At 65.3% G+C, this 22,484-nt stretch carries 22 protein-coding genes; 15 read left to right on the top strand and 7 right to left on the bottom strand.

Features of this window, described 5'->3' with window-relative positions:
• The first annotated feature begins 43 nt into the window (after positions 1–43).
• The 5 genes from HZB53_15975 to HZB53_15955 all read left to right on the top strand — a co-directional run bounded on the left by HZB53_15975 (position 44) and on the right by HZB53_15955 (position 5,144).
• Entirely contained in the window at positions 44–943 is a 900-nt protein-coding gene (locus tag HZB53_15975) for a hypothetical protein (protein MBI5879146.1), read from the top strand.
• Positions 944–991: 48 nt separating this feature from the next.
• The gene (locus HZB53_15970; GenBank protein MBI5879145.1) at positions 992–2,272 is read left to right on the top strand and encodes an aminopeptidase P family protein; all 1,281 of its coding nucleotides are present in this window, start codon (positions 992–994) and stop codon (positions 2,270–2,272) included.
• A gap of 12 nt (positions 2,273–2,284) precedes the next feature.
• The gene (locus tag HZB53_15965) at positions 2,285–3,562 is read left to right on the top strand and encodes an aminopeptidase P family protein (GenBank protein MBI5879144.1); all 1,278 of its coding nucleotides are present in this window, start codon (positions 2,285–2,287) and stop codon (positions 3,560–3,562) included.
• Positions 3,563–3,754: 192 nt separating this feature from the next.
• Positions 3,755–4,747, top strand: coding sequence for an amidohydrolase (locus tag HZB53_15960; protein MBI5879143.1), 993 nt, complete (start codon positions 3,755–3,757; stop codon positions 4,745–4,747).
• Between the two features lie 22 nt (positions 4,748–4,769).
• Positions 4,770–5,144, top strand: a complete 375-nt coding sequence (locus HZB53_15955) for a cupin domain-containing protein (protein MBI5879142.1) — start codon at positions 4,770–4,772, stop codon at positions 5,142–5,144.
• A gap of 88 nt (positions 5,145–5,232) precedes the next feature.
• Here the strand turns inward: HZB53_15955 and HZB53_15950 are convergent, their stop codons facing one another.
• The 5 genes from HZB53_15950 to HZB53_15930 form a co-directional block, all read right to left on the bottom strand.
• Positions 5,233–5,781 (bottom strand): YdeI/OmpD-associated family protein, encoded by a 549-nt coding sequence (locus HZB53_15950; GenBank protein MBI5879141.1) that lies wholly within the window; start codon positions 5,779–5,781, stop codon positions 5,233–5,235.
• 102 nt (positions 5,782–5,883) lie between these two features.
• The gene (locus tag HZB53_15945; protein MBI5879140.1) at positions 5,884–6,504 is read right to left on the bottom strand and encodes a hypothetical protein; all 621 of its coding nucleotides are present in this window, start codon (positions 6,502–6,504) and stop codon (positions 5,884–5,886) included.
• A 57-nt stretch (positions 6,505–6,561) separates the two neighbouring features.
• Positions 6,562–8,415, bottom strand: coding sequence for a S9 family peptidase (locus HZB53_15940; protein MBI5879139.1), 1,854 nt, complete (start codon positions 8,413–8,415; stop codon positions 6,562–6,564).
• 22 nt (positions 8,416–8,437) lie between these two features.
• A complete protein-coding gene (locus HZB53_15935; protein ID MBI5879138.1) occupies positions 8,438–8,908 on the bottom strand; it encodes a hypothetical protein in 471 nt (156 codons plus the stop codon).
• 161 nt (positions 8,909–9,069) lie between these two features.
• Positions 9,070–9,237, bottom strand: a complete 168-nt coding sequence (locus tag HZB53_15930) for a hypothetical protein (GenBank protein MBI5879137.1) — start codon at positions 9,235–9,237, stop codon at positions 9,070–9,072.
• Positions 9,238–9,672: 435 nt separating this feature from the next.
• Here HZB53_15930 and HZB53_15925 point away from each other — a divergent pair, with 435 nt between their 5' ends.
• The 8 genes from HZB53_15925 (at position 9,673) to HZB53_15890 (ending at position 18,975) form a co-directional block, all read left to right on the top strand.
• Positions 9,673–10,605 carry a tetratricopeptide repeat protein gene (locus HZB53_15925; GenBank protein ID MBI5879136.1) on the top strand — a complete coding sequence of 311 codons (933 nt, stop codon included), beginning with the start codon at positions 9,673–9,675 and terminating at the stop codon, positions 10,603–10,605.
• Positions 10,602–11,588, top strand: a complete 987-nt coding sequence (locus tag HZB53_15920; protein ID MBI5879135.1) for a hypothetical protein — start codon at positions 10,602–10,604, stop codon at positions 11,586–11,588. Before HZB53_15925 ends, HZB53_15920 begins: the two co-directional genes overlap by 4 nt.
• 21 nt (positions 11,589–11,609) lie before the next feature.
• Positions 11,610–12,107 carry a hypothetical protein gene (locus HZB53_15915; GenBank protein MBI5879134.1) on the top strand — a complete coding sequence of 166 codons (498 nt, stop codon included), beginning with the start codon at positions 11,610–11,612 and terminating at the stop codon, positions 12,105–12,107.
• A gap of 210 nt (positions 12,108–12,317) precedes the next feature.
• Positions 12,318–13,295, top strand: coding sequence for a cytochrome c3 family protein (locus tag HZB53_15910; protein ID MBI5879133.1), 978 nt, complete (start codon positions 12,318–12,320; stop codon positions 13,293–13,295).
• On the top strand, positions 13,280–14,488 hold the full coding sequence (locus HZB53_15905; protein MBI5879132.1) for a hypothetical protein: 1,209 nt from the start codon (positions 13,280–13,282) through the stop codon (positions 14,486–14,488). Before HZB53_15910 ends, HZB53_15905 begins: the two co-directional genes overlap by 16 nt.
• A gap of 59 nt (positions 14,489–14,547) precedes the next feature.
• Entirely contained in the window at positions 14,548–16,821 is a 2,274-nt protein-coding gene (locus HZB53_15900) for a cytochrome c3 family protein (GenBank protein MBI5879131.1), read from the top strand.
• Between the two features lie 18 nt (positions 16,822–16,839).
• Positions 16,840–18,384, top strand: a complete 1,545-nt coding sequence (locus HZB53_15895) for a NapC/NirT family cytochrome c (protein ID MBI5879130.1) — start codon at positions 16,840–16,842, stop codon at positions 18,382–18,384.
• A gap of 360 nt (positions 18,385–18,744) precedes the next feature.
• The gene (locus tag HZB53_15890) at positions 18,745–18,975 is read left to right on the top strand and encodes a hypothetical protein (GenBank protein MBI5879129.1); all 231 of its coding nucleotides are present in this window, start codon (positions 18,745–18,747) and stop codon (positions 18,973–18,975) included.
• 65 nt (positions 18,976–19,040) lie between these two features.
• Here the strand turns inward: HZB53_15890 and HZB53_15885 are convergent, their stop codons facing one another.
• On the bottom strand, positions 19,041–19,667 hold the full coding sequence (locus HZB53_15885; GenBank protein ID MBI5879128.1) for a hypothetical protein: 627 nt from the start codon (positions 19,665–19,667) through the stop codon (positions 19,041–19,043).
• Between the two features lie 21 nt (positions 19,668–19,688).
• Positions 19,689–20,060, bottom strand: a complete 372-nt coding sequence (locus HZB53_15880; protein MBI5879127.1) for a roadblock/LC7 domain-containing protein — start codon at positions 20,058–20,060, stop codon at positions 19,689–19,691.
• A gap of 573 nt (positions 20,061–20,633) precedes the next feature.
• Here HZB53_15880 and HZB53_15875 point away from each other — a divergent pair.
• Together HZB53_15875 and HZB53_15870 are read left to right on the top strand one after the other, a co-directional pair.
• Positions 20,634–21,488 carry an NAD(P)-dependent oxidoreductase gene (locus tag HZB53_15875; protein MBI5879126.1) on the top strand — a complete coding sequence of 285 codons (855 nt, stop codon included), beginning with the start codon at positions 20,634–20,636 and terminating at the stop codon, positions 21,486–21,488.
• Positions 21,489–21,680: 192 nt separating this feature from the next.
• A complete protein-coding gene (locus HZB53_15870) occupies positions 21,681–22,466 on the top strand; it encodes a hypothetical protein (GenBank protein ID MBI5879125.1) in 786 nt (261 codons plus the stop codon).
• Positions 22,467–22,484: the final 18 nt, after the last annotated feature.

Here is a 22,484-nt window from a genome sequence, read left to right as displayed (position 1 = left end):
TGTAAACTGCTTCACACGGGGAGGTTCGATGGCCGAGCGCGACATGAGCCAGCGAGGCGGCTGGTCGTTCCGACCGGGCGTCAGCGTCGTGCGCCCGCTCGATTTCGTCGTGCAGGCGCCCGTGCCGGTCGCTGACGGGTCGATCGCTCTGCATATGATCTTCACCGACGACGGCCTGTACGCGCCGGCAATCGTGCGGCGGCCGGCCGGGTGCGGCCCGTTCCCGGCGATCATCACGATGCACGGCGGCTCCGGAGGCCTCGGCATTTCGTATCTGATGGACGAGGTGCTGGACCGCGGCTGGGTGTTCGACCGCTTTGTGCGGGAAGGCTATCTCGTCTGCCACACCGAGGGCCGCATGGAGATCGAGGACGCGTACGGCACGACCGTGCCCGCGCCGCTCGACCACAACGACATGGTCAACGCCTTCCACTACGTGCGGCAGTTGCCGGCCGTGGATCCGGCGCGCGTCGGCTTCTTCGGCGTCAGCCACGGCGGCGAGATGCAGATGAAGCTGATCAGCGAACTCGGCGATGGGCCGGCCGCACTGGTGCCGGGCGAGCCGGCGGTGATCGAGTACCTCGGCCTGCGCTACGACGGCGAACGCATGGAGCGCAACCTGCAATTCAACGGCCCGCAGCCCGACAGCCAGATCGACCTCGCCCGCGCCTGGGAGCGCATCCAGCGCATTTCACCTACGGTGCCGATTCTGGTGCTCGGGCGCGACGGCGACCACTTGCAGGGCATCTTCCACAAACTGTACGAACTGCTGGTGCGGGCCGGCAAGCACGCGCACTGGGCGACCTGGGACCATCCCGAGCACGCCTACCAGTGGGGGCCGCGGCGCGGCGCGGACGGCTATGCGCCTGATCCGATCCAGCAGGCGACGCTGGACACGGTCGTGGAGTTTCTAAACGAGCATGTGCGGGACCGGCAGCCATAACGGCAGGCCCGACGCACGGGCCATTTTGATTTTGAGAGAGGAGCATCCATGAGCGGCTTCGATTTTCAGGAGGTGCGCGCGCGGCTCGACCAGGGCAAGTATTTCAACGCGATGCGCAACACGCCCTACTACGCCGACGCGGTGTACCCGCGCTTCTCCAATGCGGAGTACGCGCGGCGCTACGCGCTGACGCGCGAGAAGATGGCGCGGCTGGGGCTGGACGTGTTGCTGGTGGGCGGCGGGCCTGCGCACTGGTCGTACGGCGCCGGTGTCACGTGGCTGGCCGGCCACCACGAGTGGCACTCGATGGCGACACAGTTGGTCGTGCCATTGGCGGGCGAGCCGACGTTCATCTACTCGATGGGCGGCACGCACGCCGAGGCGACGCGGCGCGCGGTCTATCCGAAAGATGTGCGCGAGTCGGGCGGTGGGCGTTTCACCGAAGTCGCGGCCCAGCGGATCGCCGAGCTGGGGCTGACTAAAGGCCGCATCGGCGTCACGGCGGTCGATTCCGTGTTCATGGACTACATGCCAGTCAACCAGTGGCAGGTCCTGCGTGAGAAGCTGCCGGATGCCAAGCTGGAGCGCGTCGGCGACTTCTTCCATGAGTTCGTGTATATCAAAAGCCCGGAAGAGCAGGCCTACGTCACCCGCGCCGGCGAATTGTGCGTGCGTGCTATCGAGGCGATGACCGCGGCCGCGCGCCCCGGCGTGACCGAGTACGAACTGAAGGCCGAAGCGGCGTTTGCCATCCTCGACGGCGGCGGCGAGATCGACTTTCTGATTCTCGGCGCGTGCCCGATGGACAATCCCGCGTTGATCTTTGGCAACCCGCGCCCGTCGCAGCGCCGCTTGCAGAAGGGCGACATTATCCTGAACGAGTTGGCGGCCGGCTTCAACGGCTATACCGCTCAGATCGGCGTGCCGATCTGCGTCGGGAAGCCGACAGACAAAGTCAGGCGCATGTTTGACGACGTCGCCCTGCCCGCCTACGAGCGCATGGCGGCACAACTGGCGCCCGGTAAGACGCTGCGCGAGGTCTGGCAGGCGAGCCAGTACATCCACGAGCAGGGCTACCAGTCGCGGCCGGGCCACCTGCACGGCGTGGACTTCGTGACCCACTCGCCGCACATCGGCGCGGAAGGGCCGCGCGGCCACGACTACGAAATGGTGCTGTCACCCGGCATGGAGTTGATGCTGGAGCCGAACCCGATCACGCCCGACGGCCTGCTGGGCCTGTTCTTCGGGCACACCGTGCTGATCACCGGCAGCGGCCACCACCGTGTCACCGATCGTCTGCCGCTGCAGATGATGGTCGCCGGGGCATAGGGAGGAGAGACCATGAAATCATTCGACTTCGCTCAATATCACGGGCAGCTCGACCGGCGCGAGCCGTACGGCAACATCAGCGGCACGCCGTGGTACCCCGGCGCGACCTACGCCAAATTCTCCGACGTCGAGTTCGAGCGGCGGTACCGGACCACGCGCGAGAAGATGGCGCGCCTGGGGCTCGACGTGCTGATCGCGCCCGGCAGCCCGCACCACTGGTCGTGGGGCGGCGGCATGCTGTGGCTGTCCGGCCACTGGAACTGGCACGCGATGGTGGAGCACGTCGTCGTGCCGCTGAAGGGCGAGCCGGCGCTGATCTACTCGCAGGGCGGCGCGCACCTCGAGGCGACGCGCCGGGCCGTGTACCCCAAGGACGTGCGCAACTCGCGCGGCGGGCGCTTCGCCGACCTGATCGCCGAGGTCGTCACGGAGCGCGGCTGCGCGGAAGGCCGCATCGGCATCGCCGAGGCCGACTGGAACTTCCACGACTACATCCCGGTCAACCAGGTTGAGCGGATGGGCGAGTTGCTGCCCAAGGCGCGCATCGAGTTGGTGCCGGACTTTTTCCACGAACTCGTGTACAGGAAAAGCGCGGAGGAGCAGGCGTTTGTCGCCAAAGCGGGCGAGATGTGCGTCAAGGCGCTGTACGCCATCCGCGACCGCGCCCGCCCGGGCGTGACCGAGTACGAACTGGCCGCCTCGGCGGCGAAGGCGATCATGATGGAAGACGGGCAGGTGGACTTCCTGATCATCGGCTCGACGCCGATGGCCAATCCGGCGCAGGTCTTCGGCAACCCGCGCCCGTCGCACCGCGTCCTGCAGGAAGGCGACATCATCATGAACGAGTTGGCCGCCGCTTATCACGGCTACTCGGCCCAGATCGGCATCCCGATCTGCGTCGGCAAGCCGACCGAGAACGTCAGCAGCTTCTTCGACGAGATCGTGCTGCCGGGTTACAAGCTGATGGAACAGACTCTGAAGCCGGGCAACGACCTTGAGGAAGTCAAGAAGGCGGGCGAGTTCTTCCGCGCCCACGGCGCGCAGTCGCGCGCCATCCACCTGCACGGCATCGACTTCGTCAGCAACTCGCCGCACGTCGGCACCGAGCACGTGCGGGCGTACCCGTACGAGCAGAAGATGCAGCCCGGCGCCGTGCTGATGCTGGAACCGTGCCCGATCACGGCCGACGGCCTGCTCGGCCTGTTCTATGGCCACACGTACATTATGACGGACACCGGCGCGCGGCGCGTGACCGAGTGTCCCGACGAGTTGCTCGTCGCCAAGTGGTGATCTGACGCTGCGTGGTCGTCATCCATGTCCTGTGCACGGCGGCTTCGCCGCCGTCCGCCGCTTTGCGGCGGGCACAGGATGAAGCGCGAAGGCAATGCCCTGTGCTTTATGGACGCCTCGCGCGCGAAGGACCTCGAATCTGCGCTTCACGGTATCACACTATAGGCTGCGAGTCTGAACAAGGACCCACACATGATTCTCGACATGCACGCGCACGTCATCCCGCCCGAGGCGCTGCGCGAGGTCAACCCGGCTGAGGAGTGGCGCCCGCGCGTCTTCCGCGACGAGCAGGGCAAGCAAAAGGTGGATCACGGCGGCGTGGTCATCGGCGCGGCGACCCGGGAGTTCGTGCACATCGATCGCATCCTCGCCGAGCAGAGGCCCGCCGGCGTGGACGTCATCGCGCTCTCGCCGTGGACATCGCTCTTCAACTACGAGCGATCGACGGACGACGCGCTGCGTTCCGGCCGCCTGCAGAACGAGGCGATTGCCCGTTACGTGCGCGACTACCCGCAGCAGGTCGCCGGTTACGGCACCGTGCCGCTGCAGTACCCCGCGCTCGCGGCGCGCGAAGCCGCGCACGTCGTCAAGCAACTCGGCCTCAACGGCATCGAGATTGGCACCAACGTCAACGGCGTGTACCTGGGCGACGAGAAACTGCTGCCGTTCTGGGAAGCGGTCGCCGCGCTCGACACGTTCGTGTTCGTGCACCCGGTGCCGGGCGTCGGCGGCCCGCTGATGCGCCAGTACGATCTCGGCAACCTGTACGGCAACCCGGCCGAGAACGGCCTGACGACCGCCAGCCTGATCTTCGGCGGTGTGCTGGAGCGCTTCCCGTCGCTGAAGATCTGCATCGCGCACGGCGGCGGCGTCCTGCCGTACATCATCGGCCGGCTCGACCAGGGCTACCGCGCGCGGGCGCGCTCCAAAACGATTATCACGCGCCTGCCGAGCGAGTACCTGCGCATGCTGTACTTCGACACGATCACCCATTCCGCCGAGGCGCTGCGTTACCTGATCGCGGTCGTCGGCGCCGACCACGTTCTGCTCGGCTCGGACTACCCGTTCGATATGGGCTACGAGCGCCCGGCCGAACTGGTCAACAGCCTGAACCTGCCGCCCGCCGAAGCGCAGGCAATTCTCGGTGCGTCAGCCGCGCGCCTGCTGAAGTTCAGCGCCGCCTGACGCCCCACCCGGAGGTACGCACATGGCGCACGTCAAACACCAGTCCGAGTTGCCGCATCTGCGCTCGACGCGCGACCACCGCACGCGCATCGACCTCGTGAAGGACGGCGCGCTGCACGCCGAGCACATCAGCGCCGACATGATCACTTACCAGCCGGGCGACACGGCGGCGCGGCACTACCACAAGGATTGCGAGCACCTGTTCTACGTCACGTCCGGCGAGGGCATCCTGCACGTCGACGATGCCAGCTACCCGCTGCGCGCGGGCAGCGTCGCGCTCGTCGGCCCGGGCGAGGTCCACTGGTTCGCGAACCCGACGCCGGCGACGTTCACGTTCCTGGAGTTCTGGGCGCCGCCGCCGACCGCATCGGTCTGGGTGGACCAGGGCGACATCTGAACGTGGGCCCCCGCGTGAGTTCACGCGGCCATTGAAGCCGGAGGCCCTGCCCTGCCGCAGCGTGGCGAACGGCCGCGAGGCGGCGTCGCTACGGGTATATCTTCTCGCGCCGCTCGAGCATGCTGACGAACTCCGCCAGCCGCCGGGCGCGCGTCTCCGCCTGCTTGGCAATCTGGAGCCGGTGCAGGATGGCGTAGCGGTTGCGGCTGTCAAGCGTGGCGAAGAAGGCGGCCGCCTTCGGTCGACACTCCAGTTCCGCCCGCAGGTCGGCGGGGATGGCGGCGCGACTCTGCGCATCGTACGCCGCCTCCCACTGCCCGTTCTGCTTGGCGCGCTCTACGGCCTGCAAGCCGGCGGGCTGCATGCGCCCGGCGCGCGCCAGCACCGCCACCTTCTCGCGATTGACCTTCGACCAGATGCTGCGGGGGCCGCGCAGCGTGAACTTTTGCAGGAAGTGCGTCTCGCTATGTGATTTCTTTTGGCTGTCGATCCAGCCGTAGCACAACGCTTCGTCAAGCGCCTCGGCGTACGTTACCGACCGGCGCCCGGAGTCCTTCTTCGCAATAGCCAGCCACACACCCGCCGAGGTCGCATGATGCGCTTTCAGCCAGTTCGCCCATGCCTGCGCGCTTCTCATCTTCAGAACCAAGAACTCAGTTCGTATTGGGCGGCTTGTCTTCACGAGTAGCACATACCATTTCGACCTGATGAAGCGGCTGAGAACGATAGAGCGAACAATTCAGTTTCGCAGATGACTCTTCGCAGTCTGTTCAATAAGAGCCTCTACGTGCTTAAGGGCCAGATCGTAAAACAAACCCACTCGCTCCCTATTGGCAACTGCAATCGTCAGGGCGGCTCCAATATCCTCCGCTCCATGGTGCAGCGGGTAATTGACTGATGTGGCTATTTCTATGCTCAACATCGTTGACAACGCCGTCAACCCGGTCTGAAAATGCTCCTCCTCTCCGGTCTGCATGCGAAACAATGGCTTACTGAGATCCGGAGGGTCAAACTGTCGTGCTACTGCGATATGGTGGTAACCATCGATGTACCACGTGCTTATTGATTCAGATATCACATTAAGCCGTCTTCGCAATTCCTCATCTGTCATTCCGGGTTTATCAAGCTCTTTGACTTGGCCCCAGACTCTGTATCCTTCCCGAAGCCATTCGCGTACCGCTTCCAGTTGCTCGATCTTCCGTGGAACGGTTATCTGTTGCATATCCTTCTGTTGATCAAATCGCTTCTGAAGCACAACTAACCGACGCTGGAATATGTATGCTACACACCACCCCACAATGGTGACAAGGAATCCACCGATAGCAATGAGTGTGATGCTCGGATCGATTTGTGTAGTCATAGTGATTGTCCAGGGGGAACTCAACCTGATTAAATCCGCACCGATGTGTCTACGTCCCTACCGCTTCAACAACTGCTGCTCCAGAAACTCGGCCGTATCCTGCACCGCTTTCAGTTCGTTCGCGCGCTTGGTAAAGCCGTGCCCCTCGTCGGGGTAGATGTCGTAGCGCACGGCGACGCCGAGCGCACGCAACTTCTCGACGATCTGGTCGCTTTCGCTCTGCGCCACCCGCATGTCCAGCGCGCCCTGAATGACGAACAGCGGCGCGCGGATGCGGTCCGCGTACGTCACCGGCGAACGCGCCATGAGCTCGTCATGGTCTTTCACGGGGTCGCCGATGGTCAACTCGTCCATGTGCCGCCACCATGGCGGGTCCGTCAGCACCGTCGAGACGAGATTGGACGGGCCGAACCAGTCCACGCCGGCCGCGAACAGGTGTGGCAGGCGCGCCAGCGCGGAGAGCACGACGAAACCGCCGAACGACGGCCCGAAGATGCCGATACGCTTCGGGGCGACCCACGCCAGCCCGCGCAGATACTTGACGGCGTGCTCGACGTCGCGCAGTTCGCCGCCCCCCCAGTCGCGGTAGATCGCCATCTCGAACGACTTGCCGTAGCCGGTCGAGCCGCGGATGTTCGGCGCCAGCACGGCGATGCCGCGCGACAGCCAGTACTGATACAGGCCGTAGCCGTAATACGGCTGCTCCTGCGCTTCCGGCCCGCCATGCACGGCGATCACCACCGGTGCGCGCCGCCCCGCCTTCAATCCGCGCGGTTTGTACAGCCACGCTGCGATGCGCCAGCCGTCCGCCGACGGATAGCGGACCAGTTGCGGCTCCACCAGGTCTTTGCTGTCGATGCCGCCCAGCATGGAGTGCGTGATCGTGTCGAGTTTTGCCGTGCGCAGGTCGAGCACGCACAGCTCCGCCGGGTTGGTGGCCGCACTGCGGAAGAACGCCAGCTTGCGGCCATCGGGTGAGAACGACGGCATGGAAATGACGCTGCGCGGCAGCGGCGGCAGCTTGAGCATTCGTCCGCTGCGCTGGTTGCGCACATGCAGCCGGCTGATCCCGTCCGCGTTGACATCCCACGCCAGCAGGCGGCCGTCGGTCGTGCCCTCCACGTGGTTGATGTCCCATCGCGGCGTCAGCACCCATGCTGCTTGCTGCTGCCGCAAATCGTACTGTGCAAGCCCCCGATACTCGCGCCCCTCGTCGCTAATAAAATAGAAGCCGCTCGAATCCGGCAGCCACGGCCCCGTGGCATACGCCGCATCGCCGCGCCCGGCGTGCGGCGTGATGCAGCGCGTCTTGCCGGTGCGCACATCGATCAGGTGCAGGTTGTAGTCGGTCGCGGTAATCCACTCCAGCGCGGTCAAATACCGGCCGTCGGGCGACCACGCTTCGGGGTAGTACAGGCTCTCGCCGGCGAGCACACGGCGCGTCTCGCCGCTGCGCATATCGCGCACGACCACGTCCATGTGCGCGGGCGACCGATCGTTGGCGGCATACGCAATCCAGCGGCCGTTGGGCGACCACGGGTTCCCCTCGATGTAGTGCTGCACGTGCGGCTCGCTTGTCAACTGCACCGGCTCGCCGCCGCGCGCCGGCACCAGGTACAACTGGTGATACTCGTCACCCTGGTAATCGACGCTCAACAGGATATGCTTGCCATCCGGCGACCAGGCGCCGGTGCGCGCAATCCGGTTGGCGAACGCCGTCAGTTGGATCGGATAGCCGCCCGCCGCCGGCTGTTTCCACAAGTTGAACTGGCCGGAGATGTTCGTGATGTACGCCAGCCACTGGCTGTCCGGCGACCAGGTCAGCGTGGCGCCGGCATTGGTAAAGTAGCGGCGGATCGCCGCGAACTGGTTGAACGTGTAGAGCGGCTGGCTGGCTGAAGTTGTTTGCATGGATTGGCGACGTTTTCCGCTTTCACTTGTCATTGGCGCCCAGCGCCGCGTTGGCCGACCGCGCCATGATGGCGCTGCCGACAAGAAAGATCGCGCCGCCCAGCGCGACCGATATGATGACATTGGCGCGGTTATACTGTGCGACGGCTGTGGCCGCGCCGGCCAGCATCAACAGCCCGCCGGCCAGCATGCCGAACGTTGGCCCAGCCCCGAAGTACCGGGTCATCGGCTGCGCCAGTAACAGTGAGAACAGCATCATGCCGAAGAAGACGGCTGGCCCGACCAGTGCCAGGGTCGGCGTGGGACTGGCGAGTCCCAAAAACAGCGAGATCACCATCGGGATGCCGCCGAAGCCGCCGCCCCAGATCAAAAGGAATAACTGGCCTGGGTCGCGATCTTTGATCATCGTCCGCAAACCGTACCCGAAAGCGGCTCCGCCGATCAATTCGAAGACGCCGAGAAAAGCCAGTGGAAAGATATTCTCGCCGTTCATGTCGCACCTCCGATGGCCGACGCGGTCCGTCGGACAGGTGTATCGCCGCAAGGCTCGCGCGTTTACGATTCCAACTGCCCGCAGTTTAGCGGAAGGTTTCCAACATGGCAAGCACGCGCGTAGCGATGCGTACACTGGCAGACTATCGGAATGCACAAGCGTCAATCCGGCACGGTGTGAGTCCTGCGCGCGGCGTGGCGGGTCACAGGATAACCGGCATCCACGCTGGCCGCAAACACGCATCGCTGGCGTAGCGCGGCCAGCAGTTCCATGTGCGCCCGGCCGAAGCCGGTGGACAGCACCGTGCCGGAATGACCGGCTGGAGTCATGAGCGCGCCACAGAGCGGAAAAGCGCGCTGATCCGAAGAAGAACGGCAAACTCTTCGAAACAGATACATTGCTGTTGCCATCGTCATGATCAAGAAGCAGCCAATTCTGCTTGGCACATTATGTCACGGCAATCCTAGTGATTCTACAATACACACGCTGAGAACTTGCGATTATCAACGTATCAAAGAGCAATCACGGTTCGGTGTACGAAGCACACTACATAATGTGATTAATCGAATTACTTAGCACACCTTAAAATTCCATCAAGTTGTCACTTTATGAACGCAACCGTTCGTTTAATCGTATATCGCCTGCCCATCTCTGCGCACAGACGCAGTGAGACGGCGCCCATACGCGTGAACCATCGCGATGTATCACCGCGATCGGTTTCACGCACAGTCATGAGCTTACACGCACTATCCAGAGGAATCGCCATGCACATGCCTCAGGGCGCCACCGGCCGCAATACCGATTGGCCGCTGGTCGTCATATTCTCGCTGGTATTCATATCAGCCGCGTCGTTCGGCGCCTATTACTACTTCGATCGCTACATGCACGACAACGATCCCGTGCTGACGCGGCAAACGCGGCATCTGGAGGAGATGATTGCGCGCGACCCGCAGAACGCCGATCTGCGCGTGTCGGCCGCCGACTTCTACGTGGAGATCGGCATGGCCGATCAGGCCATTCAACAGTTGAACGAAGCGCTGAAAATCCAGCCCGACCATCTGGACGCGTTGATCCTGCTGGGCAAAGCCTATACGGCGAAGAATGACTATCGCGCGGCGCTGGCGCGCTATAAGCGTGTCGTCAACCTGTACGAGGGCAACCCGATCGCCAAGATCGATCCGCGCATGAGCGTGGTGTACTACCAGATGGGCGAGTTGTACAACAAGCAGGGCGAAACCGCGCAGTCCGTCGACGCGTTGAAACACGCGCTGGCGGTCGATCGCACCGACTCGGACGCGCACTACCTGCTCGGCACGATCTACCAGAAGCGCGGCGACAACGCATCGGCCGCCGCCGAGTATGAGCAGGCGTTGCGCTTCGTGCCGGACTTTGCCGACGCCTACAAGGCGCTCGCTCAAGCATACACGGCGCAGGGCAAGGCGCCGGAGGCCGCCTATGCGCAGGCCATGACGATCCTGGTGCAGGGCGACGCCTCCGCTGCCGTCGCGCAGTTGGAGGCGCTGCGCAAGAGTTCGCCCGAACTGGCTCAGGCGCAACTGGGGCTGGGGCTGGCGTACGACAAACTGGGCCGGCGCGACGAGGCGCGGTCCGCGCTCAAGGCCTATCTCGCCTCGAACCCCGATGATGTGGCGGCCAGCCAGGCGCTGTTCCGCGTGAGCCAGGGAGGCAATCCATGAGCATGCCAAGCGATCTGACCGCCGCGCCGCGCAGCCGCGCACGCGGCCTGCTGCTGCTGTCCGGCGTGCTCTTGCTGGCCGGCACGGTCCTGCTCTGGAGCTACTATCTGGCCACGCGCCAGCCGCTGTCGCGCATGGTGCCGGCCGCGAAAGCGCTGTCCAGCTCGATCAAGCCGCACTATCTGTTCTCGATCTACGGCATGGAGCAGCCGCTCGGCGTGGCGGTCGATCCGGCCGGCGAGCGGCTGTACGTAACCGAGAGCGACGGCGAGCGGCTGGTGCGGGTGTTCGATGGCGACGGCAAGGCGCTCTTTAGCTTTGCGCCGCCGAGCTCTTCGCCGGCATCGCGCTCGCCGGGTTATGTGACGCTTGACAGCAGCGGGCGCGTGTTCGTCAGCGATATCGGGCGTCACACGGTGGACATCTACGATGCGGGCGGCAACTACCAGAACAGCATGGCGCCGGCCTTGAAAGACGGCTGGTTTCCGCTGGGCTTGCGCTATATCGGCGGCACCCTGTACCTGACCGACATCACCGACGCGAAGCATCGCGTGGTGGCGCTGAAAGCCGATGGCACGCCGTTCGTCACGTTTGGCAGGGAAGGGCATGAATCGGGCGAGTTGTGGTTCCCGAACTCGGCGGTGGCCGATGGCGACGGGCGCATCTACGTTGGCGACAGCAACAACGGGCGCGTGCAGGTCTTCGACCGGCAGGGACAGGTGCTCAGCATGATCCCGGGCTTTAGCCTGCCGCGCGGTATGGCGATCGACGCCGAGCAGCGCCTGTACGTGGTGGATGCGGTCGCGCAGGAAGTCGAAGTCTACGACACGACGAAGGCACAGGCGGAACTGCTGTTCCGCTTCGGCGACTTCGGGCTTGGCGACGGGCAGTTCAACTACCCGAACGACATCGCCATCGACGGCAGCGGACGGCTCTACATCACCGATCGCGCCAGCAACCGCGTGCAGGTGTGGGTCTATTGACGGGCTGACATGGCGGGCGGGTTGAAACGGTTATGGTGGCTCTGGCTCTGCCTGGCGCTGTCGGCCTGCGATGGGCTGGCCGATTCGCCGTCGGCGTTGCCGACGGCGTTTCCGGCGCGGCTGGCGGGTGATGCCGCGACGCCGGCGGCCCGGCTGCCAGGGGTGATGGCGACACGGGCGCCGTTTGCCACGCCGCTGCCGCCGACGCCGCGCCCCGGCGCGCCGCCAATCACGCACCCGTTGGCGGGCAAGGCCGACTGCATCTCATGCCACAGCGCGCGGACGACCTTTGCCATGCCGCCCAGCCACAGCCTGCGCACCAACGACATGTGCATTGGCTGCCACACCCTCGATCCGTCCGTGTTGCAACCGGCGCCGAAGCTGGCGCGACACACGGCCGAGGGGCGCGCCGCATGCCTGCTCTGTCATCTGCGCGGGGACAATGGCGCACAGGGCGTACCCGCCAATCACGCCGGACGGTTGAACGACACATGCCGCTCGTGTCATGCGCTCAAATGAGGCGGCGACCGGTGTACACATGCCGGCAGAACCGCAGCGGATTCTGCAGCCGGAAGGGGGTGGTACGGTACCAATGTGCTATTCGCATAACGCGCAATGCCGGTATCCTCTGCGAAGAGCCGCGCGTTAGGGTCTATAGCACAGGTGAGTGGAGTGGATGGATGCCAGCGCATATGCTGGACGGACAATGTGAAAGGAGGCTGTTGCTGTATGAAATATCGTATTGTGCCCGCCGTAGCCGTCGCGATCGCCCTCATGATGGCGCTTTCCACGTCCGCCTTCGCGGATGGTGGGCCGCACGGCGGTTTCAGCTCGACCACCGATTCCTGTTCCGGCTGCCACCGGAGCCACACCTCGGTGGGCCCCAAGTTGCTGCGCGTGACGACCGGCTATGACCTGTGCGTCACCTGCCACGGCGGCACGGGGGCGTTGACGAATGTTGTGCAGGGTACCTGGATGGGCGTGGGCGGCGGCGGCCTGCGCGGCGGCGGCTTTTCGAACGCCACGATGAACTCCAACCTCACGGCCGCAGCCACCAGCGGCCCCACGACGGGGGCGCACAAGGTGCTCGGCATGGCCGGCTACACGAGTGACACGGTCTGGGGCATGGGCGCGCTGAACAGCGGCGCCGGCACCACGGTCGTCTTGCAGTGCTACACCTGCCATGACCCGCACGGCAAGGCCAGCAGCACCAAGAGCGCTTCCTACCGCATCCTGCGCGCGCATCCGGACCTGACCGGTGCGGGCAGCGGCGCGGATGTGCCCGATACCGGCGTGGCCAAGCGATACACCATCAACGACGCGAGCGGCAAGTACTACGGCCAGGTCTATCCGGCGGCGAATGACACCGACGCCGACAACGGCAAGATGACGGCATTGAACGCCTGGTGCGCCACGTGCCACCAGCGTATTCATGCCACCGGCGCAGGCACGGGCAGCACGTCGTCTGGCGATGCCATCTTCAACTATCGTCATCGCACCGACGGCAGCAACGTTTCCACCTCTGACGCCAACGGCGCGCCCGGTTGCCTGACCTGCCATGTGGCGCACGGCTCGAAGGCCGTGATGTCGACCAACTCGTCTGCGGTGCCGAAGCCGGGTACCGCCGAGGGCGGCGGCGTCTATCTGGACAGCGCGATGTTGCGGATTGACAATCGCGGCGTGTGTCAGAATTGCCACAACAAGTAGTAAACTCCCCGGCGGCGCGCCGCTCGCACAGGGCGCGCCGCTGGGTGGTTGGTATCGGCCTGGCCGCCGGAGTTCTGCTCGGCATGGGGCTATTTTTCGTCATTGCCGTGCTGATCACCCCGGCCTCCGCCGGTTCGCCGGCGCCGAATGTGGTGGCGGCGCCCGCGACGGCCAGCCCGACGGCCGTCGCGCCGGCGCGGCCCACGCCGCTGCCTGTGCCGACCGTCACTGTCGTGCCGCCGCGCGGCAAGGCCAGTAACATCGGGCATCGCGTCACAGGACGCGAAAACTGCCAGTCCTGTCACGGCGCCAAACAGATGGCGCCGCTGCCGGCTGATCACGCCGGATACGCGGACGCCGGTTGCCGCGCCTGCCACGAGCATGTGGTGGACGCGCCGGTCACAGCGCACGAAGTCAAGTCGCGCGCCGCCTGCGCGACCTGCCATGCGGGCGGACGCATGGCGCCGCTGCCGGCCTCGCACAAAACATATACCGAGAAAATGTGCGCCGTCTGCCACGAGCAATCCGTGCCCGCACCGGACATGGCGCACCGGCGTGACGGGCATGAGCCGTGCTCACAGTGCCACGGCGGCGCAGACACGCTGGTAATGCTGGCAGCCTCGCACACCTGGCGGTCGGATTCCACCTGCATCGGTTGCCACACCGATGTCGGCAAGACGCCGGTCGCCATTACCCACACCATCAGCGATGCGCGGGCCGCTTGCGTGCAGTGTCATGCCAGCGGGCAGATGACGCCGCTGCCGGACGATCATCGCGGCCGCACCGATGCGATGTGCCTTTCATGCCACGCCACAGCAAAGACGCCGTCGCCCAGCGTGCCGCACGCCATTATCGGGCGCGAGACCTGCACGGGGTGCCACGGCGAGCGGGGCATCGTGCGCCTGCCGTCCGACCACAAAAACCGCACTGACGTCATGTGCAGCGTCTGCCACGACGCTCTCGCGGCGGCGCCGGGCGCGCCGCACTCACTGGCGGACAAAGCGGTCTGCTCGGCCTGCCATAGTAGCAAGACGACGCTGGGCGCGCTGCCGGCCAGCCATGCGCGGCGCACCGACGCCATGTGCATTCTCTGCCACGCCGCGGCCGCCACGATGGCGCCGGTGATTCCACACACGCTGGACAAGCGGCAGGATTGCATGGTCTGTCATCAGCCGGGCAGCAAGCCGAAATGACGACTCGCCGCCGGCGCGGAACAGAACGGAGAACGGGTTTGGAACGCAGTGGTCGAACGATGCAGTCTGGCCGCGGCGGCGCCGTGGCGCTGTGGCTGGCGTTCTGCTGCCTTGGGTGGCTGTTCGCCGGGCCGCTGTCGCCGTGCGCCAGCGCCGACCCGGGCAGTCCGACGCCGTTCGCCACACTGCAGGCGGGCACATCGCCCACGCCGCTGCCGCCCACCGCGACGCGCACGGCCACGGCGACACGCACCGCCACAGCCACGGCCGTTGCAACGTCAACCGGCACGCCCACCGCGACAGCGCCGCCTGCCACGAGCACGCCGATGCCGGCAGCCACGCCCAGCGCACCACCCGCTCTTGCTACCGCCACGGTCACAGCGAGCGCGACGGCGGCCGCAACATCCGCGCCCACGAGTGCCGTCACGGGCACGGCGACCACCGCGCGCGCGCGTGGCTCGGCCACGCCATCGCCCACGTTGACGGCGACGCCGACCATGACGCCGACGCCTGCGCTCAACGTATCCCACTATCGCATCGGCTGGGATAAACCGCTCGAGCGCATGACCTATGCTGCGAACACCGACAGCGTGGCCGGCGCCATGCCGCGCTTCACCGAGTTCCGCGTGCGCTTCCAGATCGTCAACGACCAGGCCGCGGCGGCCGGTTGGAAGCCACGCCTGGAGTGGAGCGCCGCCGCCGATCGCGACTTTCAACCAGTGAGCGCGGGCACGAACGCCGTCGGCCAGCCGTTCTACGTGCGGCCACTGCGCACCGTCTCTAACAACCAGCCAATTCCATCCCGTGCGTTCGGCCTGGGGGCGGGGCGCGGTGTGGCCCAGGATGGCCGGTTGCTGACCGGCCAGAATCCCGCGCCGGCCTTGACGCTCAACGGGCGGTCCTATACGGAGATCGAATTCAGCGTGCGCGCCACGGTGGACGCATCCTATGGACAGGACTACTACTTCCGGCTGACCGATGACGGGCGCGCGCTGAACGGTGGGGCCGTGGCGCGCATCGCGATTGGACCCGCGCCGACCCTGGCGCTGACCAAACCGCAGTATGCCGGTATTCCGGCGGGCAATGCGTCCGGCCCGCGTGCGATGGCCGCAGCCGCGACCAGTCCGCATGGGGCATACGATCCGACGGCGGATGCCTGCGCGCGCTGTCACCGCACGCACACCGGCCAGAACCGGAATGTCCTGTCACGCTCATCGCCGCAGAGCAACCTGTGCTTCACCTGCCACGATGGCACGGGCGCATCGAAGAACATCAAGTCCCAGTTCACCGACACGGCCGTGCCGGCCAACGATGCGGCCACCAGCGCGTTCTATGCGCACCCGGCCACCACCGCCTCGTCGCACACACAGGCCAAGATCAACGAGTTCAAGGGCGTGTTAAACCGGCATGCCGAGTGCGGCGACTGCCACAACGCGCATGCGGCGGCGGGCGGCAATGCCAGCGCGCTGGCGGGCGGCTACACGGCATCCGGCGCGCTGAAGGGTGTCAGCGGCGTCGCGCCGACCAATGGCGCGGCCGGCACGACGCCTTCCCTGGCGTGGAGTTCCTCGATCAACTACGAGGACGAGCTGTGTTTCAAGTGCCACAGCAGCAACACGACGCTGCTCGCCTATGCCCGCGAGTCGTACAAGAAGAGCGACAAGAGCGTAGAGTTCAACCCGGCTAATCCCTCATTTCACCCGGTCGAGGCGGCCGGCAAGAACACGACGACGGCGATGGCCAACCAACTGGCAGGCACCTCGCCCTACAAACTCTGGAACATGACGCCGACCTCGCTGGTGCGCTGCGTGCAGTGCCACGGCGACTATCGCCTGGCGACGCCGGCCTCGCCGCCGGCCGCCAACGCGCGCCTATCGGCGCACACCAGCAAGTATCGCGGCCTGCTGATGAACAACTACCTGGATCGCACACTCAAGCCGACGTCGGGCACCGACAACTACGCGGCCGCCGACTTCGCGCTCTGCTACCAGTGCCACGCCGAGGCGCCGTTCGCCGACGCCAGCGCCAACGCGCGCACTGACACGAACTTCCGCTACCACGGCTTCCATCTGCGCACGCTGTACGACAAGAACCAGAGCCCATCCACCGACATCGACACGCCGGGCGCCGGACAGGGCAATGCGATCTGCGCGGAGTGTCACTTCCGCGTGCACGGCCAGAGTGCCGGCGCGCGCGGCGACGCGGGCGGCACGCGCCTGATCAACTTCGCACCCAATGTGACCGCCTCGGGCACGCAACTGGCCTGGGACCCGGCGACGCGCACCTGTTTTCTGACATGCCACGGCGAGAACCACTCGCCGCAGCGCTATTGAGTGAAAGAGGTCTGCTGCATGCGCCTCATCCGTCATCTCGTCTACCGGCTGCGCCAGGTTTCGCGCGGCGCCTATCTGGTTGGCCTGGCCGGCACGGCCGTTGTGCTGCTTGCACTGGGGGCGTCGGGTGTGTTTACATGGGACTACATCAACTCCAGCTACTTTTGCGGCACGACCTGTCACCTGATGGATCCGCAGTACCAGACGACCCTGGCGTCGTCGCACAACAAAGTCTCGTGCGTGGAGTGCCACGTCGGCCGCACGACGATCGCCATCTCGCTGACCCGCAAGGACGAGGGCGTGCGCGAAACGATCGCGTATGTCACGAACAACTACGAATTGCCGCTGATCGCCAAGGAGACGCGCGCATCGAGCGAATCGTGCGAGAAGTGCCATGCACTGCGCACGCTGCCGGCGACGCGCCTGAAAGAGATCCGGCATTACGATGACCTGGCGCCGAACAAGGTCTCCTCGACCATGATGGCGATGCGGATCGGCATTGGCGGCGCCACGCCGAGCGACCCGCCGGGCGTGCACTGGCACGCGACGCATGAGGTTTGGTACGCCACCGACGACCCCGTGAAGCAGAAGATCCCGTGGGTGCAGGCGATCGACGCGGACGGTCGCGCGACGACGTATACCGAAGGCGGCAAGCCGGTCAGCGCATTCGAGCTGGGCATGTACAAGAAGGTGCGCATGGACTGCCTGGATTGCCACAACCGCCTGGCGCATGACTTCCGCGAGCCGACCGCGTTGATGGATCAGGCGCTGGCGCAGGGGCGCATCAACCCCAATATCCCGTTCATCCGCAAGAAAGGGGTCGAGTTCCTGAAAGGCGGGTACACGTCGCAGGACGAGGCCGACCGGGCGCTGGCGCTGGTGGAGCTGTATTATCGCAAGCAGTTCGGCGACTATTACGACAAGAACCGCGCGGTGATTCAGACGGCGCTGTCGGCGATCCGACAGGAGTACGTCAAAGCCGTATTCCCGGAGTTTTCAACCGACTGGACGGCGCATCCGAGCAACATGGGGCATCTTGAATCACCGGGTTGTTTCCGTTGCCACGATGGGAACCACACGACGCCCGACAAGGCGCAATCGATCCCGCTGAAGTGCAGCCTGTGCCACACGGTGCCACAGGTCGGGGCGCCCGGCCGCCCGACGACCATCAGCACGGGGCCGGTGGCGGGTGCGCCGGCCTCGCACCGCGACGGCAAATGGCTGTCGATGCACGGCAAGACGACCGACGCCACCTGCCAGCAGTGTCACGACACGCGCAACGCGGGCGGCAAGGACAACTCCTCGTTCTGCGCCAACGGCGCGTGCCACGGTGTGGCGTGGCAGTTCGCCGGGCTGGATGCGACGGCGCAGCTCGACACGGCGAATGCGACCGCCGGGCCGGCGGCGGCGCGGCGCGTTGCCAGGCCTGTTTCGCACGGGGTGGAGAGCGTGCCGGACTGCCAACTCTGCCACGGGCCCAAGACCAGCGTGAAACCGTTCCCGGCCGATCACCTCAGCTACGCCAACGACCGCTGTGTGACGTGTCACCGCACAGGACGTTAAGTTCGGTTTCAGGTAAAATGAGCGCGCTCTGGCTTGTGCGCACACGACGCCGTCGCGGTTCGTGAACCGCCCGTGAGGGCAACACGGGCTAGGTACAACCTGAACGGTTGCCAAGTGCGCATCCACCGCGAAGTTCATGGCAATAACTTGTTTGTGCAGATTCCCACTATCAATGCAACGCATTATGTATGCTCATCCGTCCGGTTTACAGACTTATTACATAAGTCTAATAGAAATCAATGACATAGTTAATCGCTTCTTAACCATATACTCATCTTGACTGGTATAATATAGTTTTAAAGGTGGAGGGAAGAGAGACTATCTGCAGTGCAGGCAGACTCTTACACAGGAGGGACTACGATGAAATATGAAGGTGTGGTAGACCGTATCCAGGTCTTGTCGGAGGAGCAGCACAAGCTTTACTTGATTGCATCGTCGCGGGAATTGACCACCGGGGAACGTCGTCGGCTTGGCGAGATCAAGACCGAGTTGCAGTCGCTCTGGCTGAATCGCAAGCAGGAGCGCACCCGCTTCCGTGATCCGTTGAACGACTACGTCGAAGCGAACAAGCGCGGCGGCAAGGCCGTCTAGCGTTCGCCGGCATAAAAAAAGGCCGCCCCACATGGGCGGCCTTTTGCATTCTGAACAACGTGCGCTTATAACTTCTCAGTTGCCTTCTTCTCGATGCGGTAGCGGCACGCGTCGTCGCCGACGTTGATGCAGTTGAACTCTGTCACCCCATGCTCGGCGTTGGTCGCATAGCGCATCGCCTCGGTCAGCGCGCCGACGGTAACGTAGCAGCACGGCGTCTTGAGCTCGCGCTTGCGAAAGCGGCACGGGCAGTCCTGGGTGACGTAGATAAACTGCTCCGGCGTCTCCTCGACATGCGCCGGCATGTTGAGCGTGTCTTTGGCGCCGTGCGCGATCCGGTTCAGGATCAGCTTCATACGCGTGTCGGCCGGCAGCAGCTTCAGCGCCAGCCCGGCCAGGCCGAGGATGGCCGGTTGCTCCTGCAGTGCGTAGCGGAACGTGGCGCGCCCGATGCGCAGCATGAACGCGCGCGCGCCGCGCGGCCCGTAGAAATCCTCCACCGCCTGTTGCGCCTCGCCGTAGTCGAGGAAGCTGACCTCTTTTTCGAGGTTGTTGGGCGGGTAGTTGCCGATGAAGCGCTTGAGACCGCCAAAGTTCAGCACGGCCTTGATGCCTTTTTCGCCCATGACGTCTTCGATCGCCATGAAGAGCGTCCGCAGGGCCGCGTTGGATACCTTCGGTTGATCGGTCATGCTATCATATCCTTGTGCCGGCTAGACAAGGCGCGCGAGATCCTCGGCCGCGCGCTTCATATCGAGGAACACAAGGCCGAGCTTCGCCTCTTTGCGCGCCAGCACGGTCAGCACCGCTTCTTCGCCGACCGCCGAGAGAAAGACGTAGCCATGCTCGCCGCGAATGTAGACCTGGTCGAGGATGCCGCGACCAAGCTCGCCGGCGATGCGCTCGCCCAGCGAGAGCATCGCGGCCGACATCGCCGAGACGCGATCCTCCTCGACGCCGGCCGGCAGCGAGGAGGCGATGATCAGGCCATCCACGCTGACGATGGCCGATGCTTCGATATCAGGTGTGCTGATTTGCAGGTCGCGCAAGCGGCTGACCATGCGATCGGTGCGTGAAACGCTCATAGGAAGGCTCCTTCGACAGGCAGTCGGATGTTGGCCCGTCTATGCCCTCCCCCCGACCCCCTCCCAACTTCGTTGGGAGGGGGCGAGATTCTTAGGGGAGGTGCGCGGCGGCTGCGCCGCCGCGCACCTCCCCGTTAGCTTTTCCCCTTCTCCCCCGCGCGCGCGGGGGAGAAGGGGCAGGGGATGAGGGGGGCATATTGGCAGCCGACTCCAAAATGAGAATTGCTGTGGTACTATGGCGCCCGTCAGGGTCTTTCACCCAGGGCGACTCAAAAGCCGCTTGACAAGGTGAGAGCTCGTGCCCTGAGCGGCACACGGCGCCGTCGAAGGGCACAGCAATGCACGCGCTTCGACCCCGTCTGCGACTCGCCCCGCGCCGTTAGCGGGGGTGGGCGGTACGGCAAGCTCAGCGCCCGCTTCGTCGGATTATGTTCGTGCCCTACGACAATTGAATCGCCCTGGTCTTTCACCGGTGTTCGCGCGCCGCGCCCGTACAGGGGCGAACAGCCGATGGCGGTACGTCCACGTCCGCGTGATGACGGCGCGTCACTATCGGACAAAGTGAGGAAGCGCATGTTGATTGCATTGGTTGGACCGACCGGAGTGCTGGGTCGCGCGCTGGCGCCCCAATTGCTGTCCATCGGGCATCGCGTGCGGGCGCTGGCGCGCTCCGTCGACAAGGCGCGCGCGTTGCTCCCGCCGCCGGTCGAGGTCGCGGCGTTTGACCTGCTGGCGCCAGATGCGGCGGTGCGCCTGCCGGAACTGCTGGCGGGCTGCGATGCCGTCGCGCACATTGCGACCGCGATACCGCGCGATGGGACAGCACTCGGCGCATGGGACGCCAACACCCGGCTGCGCACGGATGGCGTGCGCGTGCTGATCGCGGGGGCGCTGGCGGCCCGCGTACCCCTCTATGTCCAGCAGAGCATCACGATGGCCTACCCCGATTGCGGCGACGAGTGGATTAGCGAAAGCGCGCCGCTGGCCGGGGCCGGCGTGGGCACGCCGGTCGTGCAGATGGAAGCGCAGGTGCGCGCCATCGCGCCGGGTGCGATGCGCTGGTGCATCCTGCGCTGCGGCAATTTCGTCGGCCCGGATACCGCCCAGGACGATGTCATCAGCCGCCTGCGCGCTGGCTCGCTGTCTGTGCCCGGCAGCGGCATGAACTGGGTATCACTGGTGCACGTCAACGACGCAGCGGCCGCGTTTGTCGCGGCGCTGCAGCGCGCGCCCGCCACGGGCGTCTTCAACATCTGCGCCGATCCGCTACGTTACGGCGACTACCTCGACCGACTGGCCGAGGCGACCGACGCACCGCACCCGCGCCGCGACCCGTCTCGGCCAACGCCGCCCGCCTGGCGCTGCAGCAGCCGGGCCGCTCGCGAGACGCTGGTCTGGGCCCCGCAGCGCGGGCTTTATCCCGGGTGATTTCCCACAACGGCCGGACCTCGCAGGTTTTGAAAACCTGCGAGGTCTCGACGCGCCTGGTACGCAACAATATGGGTTATCACCGCCTTACCCATCTTGACCCGCAGGCTTTTTGCACGATAATAAGAGCCGACCGTTGCTTCGATCCGTACAGCGAATCGGAGCCATCTTCGATAGTACCGGGTGTTTGCCTTGATGATGCCGTATAGCGACCGGAAGTGTATCGTCGCGCTGGCGCTGTTACTCGCCGCCGCGCTCATGCTGCCGGCCTGCGCGCCCGCCGCGCCGACCGTGGCGGCGAGGCAGGCCACGCCGTCGGTCGAGCCGCCGACGCCGGTGCCGACGTTCACGCCGACCCCGGCCACGCCATCGCCGACGGCGACCGCGACAGCGGCGCCGACCAGCACGCCCGCTCCGGCCACGGCGACCGCCAGCGCCACGAGCACGCTTGCAGCGACCAATACACCACAGCCTGTGCCGCCCACGGCTACCGCCACGCGCCGGCCGCCAACCGCCACCGCGCCGCCGGCCGCGCCGACCGAGACGCCCAAGCCGTCGGTGGATTTCAAGGTCGTTGAAGCCCGAATGCTAACGATGGCCGAAAACAAGGGTTGTGCCGGCGACCACAACTTCTTCATCACCATCCTGGACAAGAACGGCGCGCCGCTCGATGGCGTTTACGTCTTGAGGCGTTACCTCGATCAGGTCGTTGTTCCACCCAGTGGCGCCAAAGGGCCTGGCAAAACCGAAGACGAAGCTGGCAGCGGCAACGCTTTTCGTGTGGTGCGCGACACAGCGGGCCGGGAATACTCCAGCGAGTGGACACGCGAGATGAGCACCATCGACCAGGGCATTCCCAATGCGGATCTGATCGCGGGCGGATACTGTACGAGCGATGCCGACTGCAACCAGCGCAAGGCGGAAAACGGCTTGTGCCGCAAGCACTATTCGTACAAGGTCGTCTTCCAGCGCCAGTGATAGACGGCACGGCGCCAA

The sequence above is a fragment of the Chloroflexota bacterium genome, from assembly GCA_016235055.1.
GTDB lineage: Bacteria > Chloroflexota > Anaerolineae > JACRMK01 > JACRMK01 > JACRMK01.
Note: the sequence above shows the minus strand (reverse complement) of the source record. Positions and strands in the feature narration are given on the sequence as shown.

Bases quoted from the DNA above. Each gene is read 5' to 3' on its own strand.
- HZB53_15975 (MBI5879146.1), top strand. From the start codon at position 44: ATGAGCCAGCGAGGCGGCTGGTCGTTCCGACCGGGCGTCAGCGTCGTG.
- HZB53_15970 (MBI5879145.1), top strand. From the start codon at position 992: ATGAGCGGCTTCGATTTTCAGGAGGTGCGCGCGCGGCTCGACCAGGGC.
- HZB53_15965 (MBI5879144.1), top strand. From the start codon at position 2,285: ATGAAATCATTCGACTTCGCTCAATATCACGGGCAGCTCGACCGGCGC.
- HZB53_15960 (MBI5879143.1), top strand. From the start codon at position 3,755: ATGATTCTCGACATGCACGCGCACGTCATCCCGCCCGAGGCGCTGCGC.
- HZB53_15955 (MBI5879142.1), top strand. From the start codon at position 4,770: ATGGCGCACGTCAAACACCAGTCCGAGTTGCCGCATCTGCGCTCGACG.
- HZB53_15950 (MBI5879141.1), bottom strand. From the start codon at position 5,781: ATGAGAAGCGCGCAGGCATGGGCGAACTGGCTGAAAGCGCATCATGCG.
- HZB53_15945 (MBI5879140.1), bottom strand. From the start codon at position 6,504: ATGACTACACAAATCGATCCGAGCATCACACTCATTGCTATCGGTGGA.
- HZB53_15940 (MBI5879139.1), bottom strand. From the start codon at position 8,415: ATGCAAACAACTTCAGCCAGCCAGCCGCTCTACACGTTCAACCAGTTC.
- HZB53_15935 (MBI5879138.1), bottom strand. From the start codon at position 8,908: ATGAACGGCGAGAATATCTTTCCACTGGCTTTTCTCGGCGTCTTCGAA.
- HZB53_15930 (MBI5879137.1), bottom strand. From the start codon at position 9,237: ATGACTCCAGCCGGTCATTCCGGCACGGTGCTGTCCACCGGCTTCGGC.
- HZB53_15925 (MBI5879136.1), top strand. From the start codon at position 9,673: ATGCACATGCCTCAGGGCGCCACCGGCCGCAATACCGATTGGCCGCTG.
- HZB53_15920 (MBI5879135.1), top strand. From the start codon at position 10,602: ATGAGCATGCCAAGCGATCTGACCGCCGCGCCGCGCAGCCGCGCACGC.
- HZB53_15910 (MBI5879133.1), top strand. From the start codon at position 12,318: ATGAAATATCGTATTGTGCCCGCCGTAGCCGTCGCGATCGCCCTCATG.
- HZB53_15900 (MBI5879131.1), top strand. From the start codon at position 14,548: ATGCAGTCTGGCCGCGGCGGCGCCGTGGCGCTGTGGCTGGCGTTCTGC.
- HZB53_15895 (MBI5879130.1), top strand. From the start codon at position 16,840: ATGCGCCTCATCCGTCATCTCGTCTACCGGCTGCGCCAGGTTTCGCGC.
- HZB53_15890 (MBI5879129.1), top strand. From the start codon at position 18,745: ATGAAATATGAAGGTGTGGTAGACCGTATCCAGGTCTTGTCGGAGGAG.
- HZB53_15885 (MBI5879128.1), bottom strand. From the start codon at position 19,667: ATGACCGATCAACCGAAGGTATCCAACGCGGCCCTGCGGACGCTCTTC.
- HZB53_15880 (MBI5879127.1), bottom strand. From the start codon at position 20,060: ATGAGCGTTTCACGCACCGATCGCATGGTCAGCCGCTTGCGCGACCTG.
- HZB53_15875 (MBI5879126.1), top strand. From the start codon at position 20,634: ATGTTGATTGCATTGGTTGGACCGACCGGAGTGCTGGGTCGCGCGCTG.